General features: G+C 29.9%; 10 protein-coding genes. 8 read left to right on the top strand and 2 right to left on the bottom strand.

The window, feature by feature from the left end; translation table 11 throughout:
* On the bottom strand, positions 1-759 hold a 759-nt coding region (locus Q0K54_RS08675), incomplete at its 3' end, for an Mrp/NBP35 family ATP-binding protein (RefSeq protein WP_294580217.1).
* A gap of 75 nt (positions 760-834) precedes the next feature.
* Positions 835-1,626, bottom strand: coding sequence for a Cof-type HAD-IIB family hydrolase (locus tag Q0K54_RS08670; RefSeq protein WP_294580216.1), 792 nt, complete (start codon positions 1,624-1,626; stop codon positions 835-837).
* A gap of 124 nt (positions 1,627-1,750) precedes the next feature.
* On the opposite strand from Q0K54_RS08670, the gene Q0K54_RS08665 reads away from it, so the two are divergent.
* From Q0K54_RS08665 to Q0K54_RS08630, 8 genes are all read left to right on the top strand, one after another.
* A complete protein-coding gene (locus Q0K54_RS08665; RefSeq protein ID WP_294580214.1) occupies positions 1,751-2,494 on the top strand; it encodes an A24 family peptidase in 744 nt (247 codons plus the stop codon).
* 122 nt (positions 2,495-2,616) lie between these two features.
* Positions 2,617-3,816 carry an acetyl-CoA carboxylase biotin carboxylase subunit family protein gene (locus tag Q0K54_RS08660; protein WP_294580212.1) on the top strand — a complete coding sequence of 400 codons (1,200 nt, stop codon included), beginning with the start codon at positions 2,617-2,619 and terminating at the stop codon, positions 3,814-3,816.
* Positions 3,806-4,543 carry an esterase family protein gene (locus Q0K54_RS08655; protein ID WP_294580211.1) on the top strand — a complete coding sequence of 246 codons (738 nt, stop codon included), beginning with the start codon at positions 3,806-3,808 and terminating at the stop codon, positions 4,541-4,543. The genes Q0K54_RS08660 and Q0K54_RS08655 overlap by 11 nt, the downstream gene beginning before the upstream one ends.
* A 12-nt stretch (positions 4,544-4,555) precedes the next feature.
* Complete coding sequence (locus tag Q0K54_RS08650) at positions 4,556-5,761, top strand: acetyl-CoA carboxylase biotin carboxylase subunit family protein (protein WP_294580209.1); 1,206 nt, start codon at positions 4,556-4,558, stop codon at positions 5,759-5,761.
* A gap of 259 nt (positions 5,762-6,020) precedes the next feature.
* Entirely contained in the window at positions 6,021-6,680 is a 660-nt protein-coding gene (locus Q0K54_RS08645) for an HAD family phosphatase (protein WP_294580207.1), read from the top strand.
* A 369-nt stretch (positions 6,681-7,049) separates the two neighbouring features.
* On the top strand, positions 7,050-7,184 hold the full coding sequence (locus tag Q0K54_RS08640) for a hypothetical protein (RefSeq protein WP_294580206.1): 135 nt from the start codon (positions 7,050-7,052) through the stop codon (positions 7,182-7,184).
* Complete coding sequence (locus tag Q0K54_RS08635) at positions 7,145-7,537, top strand: type II toxin-antitoxin system antitoxin SocA domain-containing protein (protein WP_308698944.1); 393 nt, start codon at positions 7,145-7,147, stop codon at positions 7,535-7,537. The genes Q0K54_RS08640 and Q0K54_RS08635 overlap by 40 nt, the downstream gene beginning before the upstream one ends.
* A gap of 2 nt (positions 7,538-7,539) precedes the next feature.
* The gene (locus tag Q0K54_RS08630; RefSeq protein ID WP_294580205.1) at positions 7,540-8,016 is read left to right on the top strand and encodes a hypothetical protein; all 477 of its coding nucleotides are present in this window, start codon (positions 7,540-7,542) and stop codon (positions 8,014-8,016) included.
* Positions 8,017-8,242 lie beyond the last annotated feature (226 nt).

Here is an 8,242-nt window from a genome sequence, read left to right as displayed (position 1 = left end):
CCCCATATCAGATAATTGCGTTAGCGTACTATCTAATGGTAATTGACCTAAGATATTTAAATTATATTTTTGAGCAATCTTGTCAAGATGACTTTTTCCAAAAACATAAATCTTTTTACCACAATCAGGACAAGTCACATAACTCATATTTTCTACAATTCCTAAAATAGGAATATTCATCGTGTTAGCCATATTGATAGCTTTAGAAACGATCATACTAACTAGTTCTTGAGGACTAGTCACAATAATGATTCCATCAAGCGGGATTGATTGAAAGACGGTTAGGGGAACATCACCCGTTCCTGGTGGCATATCGACAAACATATAATCAATTTCACCCCAGCGCACATCGCTCCAGAACTGTTTGATCATTCCTGCTAAAATCGGACCACGCCAAACTACAGGCTCATCACTTTTAGGTAATAATAAGTTCATTGAAATAATTTCAATATCGGCAACTGATTTAGCGGGAATTATTTCTTGACCATTAGAATATAATTGAGTTCCTTCAAGTCCAAATGTTTTAGCGATTGAAGGACCCGTAATATCACCATCTAAAATAGCACACTTATTACCAGCCCGTTGTTTTAAAACGGCCAGCAAAGAAGTGATTGATGATTTACCAACACCACCTTTGCCACTTACTACACCGATAACTTTTTTAATTTTAGAATTAGCATTGGCAGGAGCTAAAAAGCTTCTATCAGCACAATCTTCTTTACATCCTGCACAATCATGATTACAATCTTGACTACTCATATTTTAAAACCTCCACATTTCTGCAATTATTATAACGCAATGGAACTGGTAAATACAAATGATAAGCCAAATTGTTTATTTAATCAATTGATAAACAACTTTTGCGATACCATTTTTTCTGGCAGAGAGACAGCTAAATTTTGCCACCTGTTTAGCTTCTGGTAACGCATCTTCAGGAGCATAACTATTATTGGCGTATTTAAGCATCTCAAAATCATTTTCTCCATCACCAAAGACGTATAAATCATCTAATGCAATTTGATATTTATCAATTAAGTATTTCACTTGATTAACTTTATTGGTTCCTTTAGGTAAGATTTCAATCCAAAAACGAGAGACTTGAACTACTTCATAATTATGTAAACTTCTTTTTAAGCGCCTTAAAAAGAAATCAAAGAAAATAGTTCCGCCTAGCTCTATTTTTTCTGCTTGAGCTGGAATTTTTTCTTTTTTAGTTTTTTCAATCGGTTTATGTTTAATTAAAAATCGTAATATTTGATAGATCTTATCATAGAGATTAGGAATCGTAAGTCGTTTTTCTTTAGTAACAATCGTAATTCGAAAGAAAAAGCGATAGGCGATTTTTATAATTTTTGTAATATCTTTTTCCTTAAATGAATTTAAATAAATAAATTCCTGGTCTTTAAAATCATAAAATGCTAATCCATTAATTAAAATTAAGGCACCAGTTTGATATTTATCCATTTCTAATTGCTGATATATTTTTTTTACACTATTTAAATTTCGACCAGTTGCTAAGACTAAACGATTATTTTCTTGAAATTGTTTTAAAGTTTCGATGGTCTCAGTTGATAGTTCTCCATCATTTAATAACGTTCCATCTAAGTCACTAATTATCGTTTTCATTCTTTTTCCTCACTAATTTTTCTAATTTATTCTATCATAAACGATAAGTTGTCAAAAGATACAAATAAAAAAAGAAAATCTTAATTTTATGGAAGATAAAAAACATAGGAAAAGGAGTGAGAAAATGTTATCTGGATTATTATTTGTATTTGGGGTATGTATTGGCAGTTTTATTAATGTAGTGATTTATCGACTACCACTAAAAAAATCTTTTGTCTTTGATCGCAGTTATTGCGAATATTGTGGTCAAAAACTTTATTGGTATGATCTAATTCCTATTTTTAGTTATTTTAATTTAAATGGAAAATGTCGTTTTTGTCACCATCAAATTCGTAAAATGCATCCAATTGTAGAATTTGGAAGTGGTATTTTATTAGTGATTTGTTTTAGATTAATGGGATTTTCAACAATGATGATAATCAGTTATCTAATTATTGAGGTGTTATTAATTATTGGAATCATAGATTATCAGACGATGCGAATTTATGAAAGTGTTTTGTTGGTATTGTTATTGCTGGTAGTAGTTTATCGTTTCTTTAATCGAACTGCATTCAACGATATGATTCTAGGTGCGATTATGATCAGTTCTTTGATGATTGGCGTGAATTTTTTAGTAAATGATGCTTTTGGGTTTGGTGATATTGAACTGGTGGTGATTTCAGGAATATTACTGGGCTGGCAATTGAATTTAATTAGCTTTAGTTTAAGTGTTATCTTGGCTAGTATTTATAGTTTAAGGTTATTATTGCAAGGTAAATGCCATTTGAAATCTTTGATTCCGTTTGGACCATTTTTAACGTTATCTATGGCTTTAGTATTTTTGTTTGGCCAAGATTTTTTAACTATTTATTTAATGGTGTTTAGTTAATGGGTAATAAAAATTAGATAAAAAGAAAAAATATTTGCAAATTAATAGATTATTCTTTTTTGGTTTTGGTGGATATATGTTATAATTGTGTAAAGAAAAGATGAAAAAAGGAGGGGCTTAAGATGAATTTTTTGTTTATTTCACCAATGTTTCCAAAAAATTACTGGAACTTTTGTGATCGAATGAAAAATCATGGGGTAAATGTTCTAGCAATCGGTGACACACCGGAAGAATATATTAGCTATGAATTAAAAAATGCAGTAACCGAATATTGTTATGTTAATGATATGGAAAATTATGATCATGTTTATCGTACTGTTGCTTATTTGGCTAGTAAGTATGGAAAGATTGATTGGGTTGAATCAAACAATGAATATTGGTTAGAGTTAGATTCTAAATTAAGAACTGATTTTAATATTAATACTGGAATGAAAGAAGATGTAACTAAAATCTTCAAGAAAAAATCTGGTATGAAAGCTTATTATGAAAAAGCTGGAGTTAAAACCGCTCGTTATCATTTAGTTGATACATTAGAAAATGGGAAGAAATTTGTTGAAGAAGTAGGTTATCCAGTAATTGTCAAACCGGATAATGGGGTTGGAGCAGCAGCAACGTATAAGATCAATAATCTTCAGGAATTGGAAGATTTTTATCAAATTGATCATATTACTCAATATATAATGGAAGAGTTTGTTAATGGATTAATTATTTCATATGATGGATTAGCTAATCGTGATCATGAAGTGTTATTTGAAACTAGTCATGTTTTTCCTAATTCTATTATGGATGTTGTTAATAATAATACAGGGATGTATTATTATTCATTAAGAGAAATTCCTGAACAATTGAAGAAATTAGGACGTTCAGTAGTTAAAGAATTTCCATTAAATGCCAGATTTTTTCATTGTGAATTTTTCCAATTATTGGAAGATCGACCTGGTTTAGGAAATAAAGGTGATTTTGTTGGCTTGGAAGTAAATATGCGACCACCAGGAGGATATACACCTGATATGTTTAACTGGGCTAATGATATTGATGTTTATAATATTTATGCTGATATGGTTGTTTACAACCACAGTGACTATTATACTAATCGACCATATCACTGCGTTTATTGTGGGCGTCGTGATGGCCATGAATATTATTATAATAATGATGCTTTAGTAGCAATGTATGGCAGCCATATTTTAATGAATGAAAGAATGCCAGATATATTATCTGGAGCGATGGGTAATTATACTTATACTGCTCGTTTTGAAACATTAGATGAAGTGTTTGACTTTGTAGATAAAGTATTAAAGGAGGTAAACAATGAAAGTTGAATATTTTCGTGAATATAGCCATTGTCTAAATCGTGACATGGAATATAAAGTATATGGCCACACTGGACTTCCTTTATTAGTATTTCCAGCTCAAGATGGACGATTCTATGATTTTGAAAACTTTGGGATGATCAATGTTATTGCTGATAAAATTGATGCTGGATTAGTTCAGGTCTTTTGCTTAGATAGTATTGATGGTGAAAGCTGGTCTGATGAAGGTGGTGACAATCGCCATCGTACTTATATGATGGAACAATGGTATTATTATGTTATGGATGAACTAGTACCAAGAATCTTCGAAATTAATGGAACGGGTCAAAAAATTTATACGACTGGTTGTTCAATGGGAGCAACTCATGCTTGTAACTTTATGTTTAGGCGACCTGATGTCTTTAAAGGATGCATTTGTTTAAGTGGATATTATGATAGTGATTTATTCTTTGGGGACTATCATGATGAAATTCTTTATAACAATAGTCCAATCCAATATCTTCAAGGAATGTCATATGATCATCCATATGTTGAAATGTACCGTCATTGCGATATAATTCTTTGCTGCGGTCAAGGAGCTTGGGAAGATGAAATGATTTACTCAACTCGTCGGATGCAAGAATTATTAGAGTATAAAGATATTCCAGCTTGGATTGATTTTTGGGGATATGATGTTAACCACGATTGGGACTGGTGGCAAGTTCAATTACCATATTTCTTGAATCATATATTATAGGAGAAGAAAATTATGAACGTAGTATTTATTTCACCACATTTCCCTTTATATTATCATAACTTTTGTTCTCGTTTGAAAATTCGTGGAGTCAATGTTTTGGGAATTGGTGATGCCAATTATAGTGAAATTAGTAATGAAACTAAAGATAGTTTAAGTGAATATTATCGCGTAAACAGTCTTGAAAATTATGATGAAGTATACAAAGCAGTAGCTTATTTTATTAGTAAATATGGTCGGATTGATTTTGTTGAAAGCCAAAATGAATACTGGCTGGAAACTGATGCAAAAATAAGAACTGATTTTAATATTAATAGTGGGACTAAATTTGAAAATTTAGCAGTAATGAAATATAAATCTAAAATGAAAGAGGTTTATAAAAGCATTGGTTTAAATTATGCTCGTTATTCAATGGTAGATACTTTTGAAAATGCCTTAGCCTTTATTGAAAAAGTCGGGTATCCAGTTGTTGTTAAACCTGACAATGGAGTAGGTGCTTCTTCAACATATAAGTTAAAAAATCAAAGTGAATTAGAATACTTCTTTGCCACTAAAGATGATCGTGTTTATATCATGGAAGAATTTGTCAATGGACACGTTGAAACTTATGATGGAATTACTGACAGCAAAAAGAATGTTTTAATTGCTAATAGTACTATCATGTTAAATTCAATTATGGATAATGTTAATGATAACTGCGATACTGCTTTTTGTAATCGTTTTGTAAATGGCAGTGATATTGAAGCTGTTGGTAAAAAAGTTGTTCAAGCTTTTGATACTCGTAGTCGTTTCTTCCACTTTGAATTCTTCCGTCTAGATGAAGATAAAGAAGGTCTAGGAAAAAAAGGTGAATTAATTGGTTTGGAAGTTAATATGCGGGCTCCAGGAGCCTATATGCCAGATATGATTAACTTTAGTTATGAGACCGATGTTTATACTATCTGGGCTGATATGTTGATTTATGATAAATGCTTTATGGATCTACATCAAAAATATTTAGTGGCATATATTGGTCGCCGTGATGGAATTGATTATATGTATAATCAAGATAAATTACATCAAAAATATGGTGATTTAATTATGTTAGATGTTGATGTTCCAGAGGCTTTAAGTGCTGCAATGGGAAACCATGTTTACTTAATTAGAACTGATAATCAAGGTCATTTGGATTTTTTGATTAATGAATTTTTAAGACGTCCTGATGGTTCTGATTGGCTTTAAAGGTCAAAAAATGTAATAAAAGTCAATAAAAATTAAAATATTAGTTAAAACAATTCACATTTTACTTAAGATGTGTTATTATATAGGTGGTTCTTAATGAACCACTTTATCCCAAAATGTGCAATATGCACAAATGAAGGAAGAAGCAATTCTTCCCTCCCCACAAATGTTAGGGTTCCCAGCCCTAACTTTTTTTATTGATAAAATTGTAATCTTAAATTTTATATAGTAAAATATTTTCAGTATTGGGGGATTAAATATGAGCTTAAAGTTAGTAATATTTGATATGGACGGGTTAATGTATGATACTGAACCAATTGGAATGCGCTGTCTTCAAGAAACGGCTAAAAAATATGGCTATAATTTAGACAATCAGTTTGTTTTAAATTCGATTGGAATGAATGTTAATGATCATCGTTGTTTGCTACTAGATAAGTTAGGAAGCGATTATCCTTATGATAAAATTAGCCAGGAATCTCGAAAAAGACGACTAGATTATTTATTGGAAAATGGGATTACGATTAAACCAGGATTAAAGGAATTAATTGCATATCTCAAAGATAAGAAAATAAAGATAGCGATTGCTTCTTCATCAAAACGAGAAACAATTGATTTATATAATCAAATGGCTGGATTATCTGATGTTTTTGATTTTATTATGTCTGGTGATTTGGTTGAACATAGCAAACCGGATCCTGAAATATATTTAAAAGTATTAAAACATTTTCAAGTAACCAGTGATGAAGTGATAATTTTAGAAGATTCAAAAAATGGTATTTTGTCAGGTTATAATGCTAAATGTAGAGTTATCTGTGTACCCGATTTAGTTAAACATGGTCCAGAAATGAATAAATTTATCTATCGAACAGTATCTTCGTTATTCGATGTTATCGAGGTTATTGAAAAGTTAATGGGTTAAATAGTTTTTTGTTAGAGCACTTATGGAATTTCCATAAGTGCTTCATTGATACTTTATTAATAAAAAAATTATATTAAAAGAAAATATGCTTTGCTGATGTTAGAAACTACTGAACGATTTTAAGATTAATTTAAGTGGGATTAGTAGATGTTGGTTTCAAGAAATCAAAATAATCATCCAAAATTACCAATATTTAATTTGATAAATTATCTATAAAAGAAAATTCGTATCGAATCAAGATATTAATTTTTGGTAATTATATTAAACATATATACTATTACTTAATCGATATATGTTGTATTTTTGAGATAAAAGTGTTACAAATATATTACATTTAGAAATAATACATAATAAATTGGAGGGAATGATATGGAGGAAATCAAAGCAGTTAGAATACCAATTAATGCCGATATAAAAGATGTGTCTGATTGGTTTTTGTTAAAGAAAAATATGTCAAATAAAAAATCCAAAAATTATGTTATTATGCTGAAGCATGGAGTTTAGCACTATTAGATCAAGATATTGCTAAAAACAGTGATTTTGAAGCGTGGGTTCATGGTCCTGTGAGTAAGACACTATATGATGAATTTAAAGAATTTGGATGGCAAGAATTGAAAATTACTAATCTTGAAGATGTTAAGAAAAGATTAGATGGTCTTTTTACCAAAGAACAAATAGAAGTTTTAGAATCGGTTTGGGATACTTATGGTGAATATGGTGCTGATCAGTTAGAAGCATTAACGCATACTGAACCACCGTGGTTAGAGCAAAGAAAGGGATTAGGGAAATTTCAAAGTAGTTCTAATAAAATTTCAAAAGAGACAATGAAGCGATATTATCGCTCTATTGCAATTTAATAATGAATAAAAGAAAGTTAACTAACATAAAAATTCCCGATAATAAAAAGACAGCTCTAACAGATTTAATAGTTAATACCAAAGAACATCCTGAGATTAGTTTTAAATATTTGTATAAATGTAATGTTTGTTGCTTTAAGGGATTAAATAAATATCATAAAAGTCATCGGGAAGAAAATGTTTTTGATCAGCTACAAGAATTTCTATACAATATTGATAAATGTTCTAATTTAGAACAAATGATCACTTTGTATACTTCAAAAAATGGAAGTAAAACCGATAGTAGTAATTATGTAAAACGAATTAAAAAAGAATTTGAAGCAGCATATCCTGATGAAAAAGGATTACTAGAAAGTAATATTATTCATTTACATTTAAAAAGAAATGGAAAAGGTAAATTTGTAATATTTGGAGTTAATTATGATAGTGTGTTTTATGTCTTAGCATTTGATCCAGGTCATAAATTTAATGAATTTTAAATTAATGAAATTCTAAATCTAATGTTTTAAGCCCTTTTATTTTTAAATAAGGACTAAGTTTTAGAAAAACATCAGTATTTTTCGCAAAATGAAATTATTTGTCAAGCGAAATTGAAAATGTCCTAAAAAAAGTTAAACATTAGCACCGTTAGAACGATGCTTCTGTTTTGATAAGAAACCAAGAAAATTGCTATTTCTCCAAGGATGATCCATTGGAGGAATATAT

The sequence above is a fragment of the uncultured Thomasclavelia sp. genome (assembly GCF_944324745.1).
Taxonomy (GTDB): Bacteria; Bacillota_I; Bacilli_A; order Erysipelotrichales; family Coprobacillaceae; genus Thomasclavelia.
Note: the sequence above shows the minus strand (reverse complement) of the source record. Positions and strands in the feature narration are given on the sequence as shown.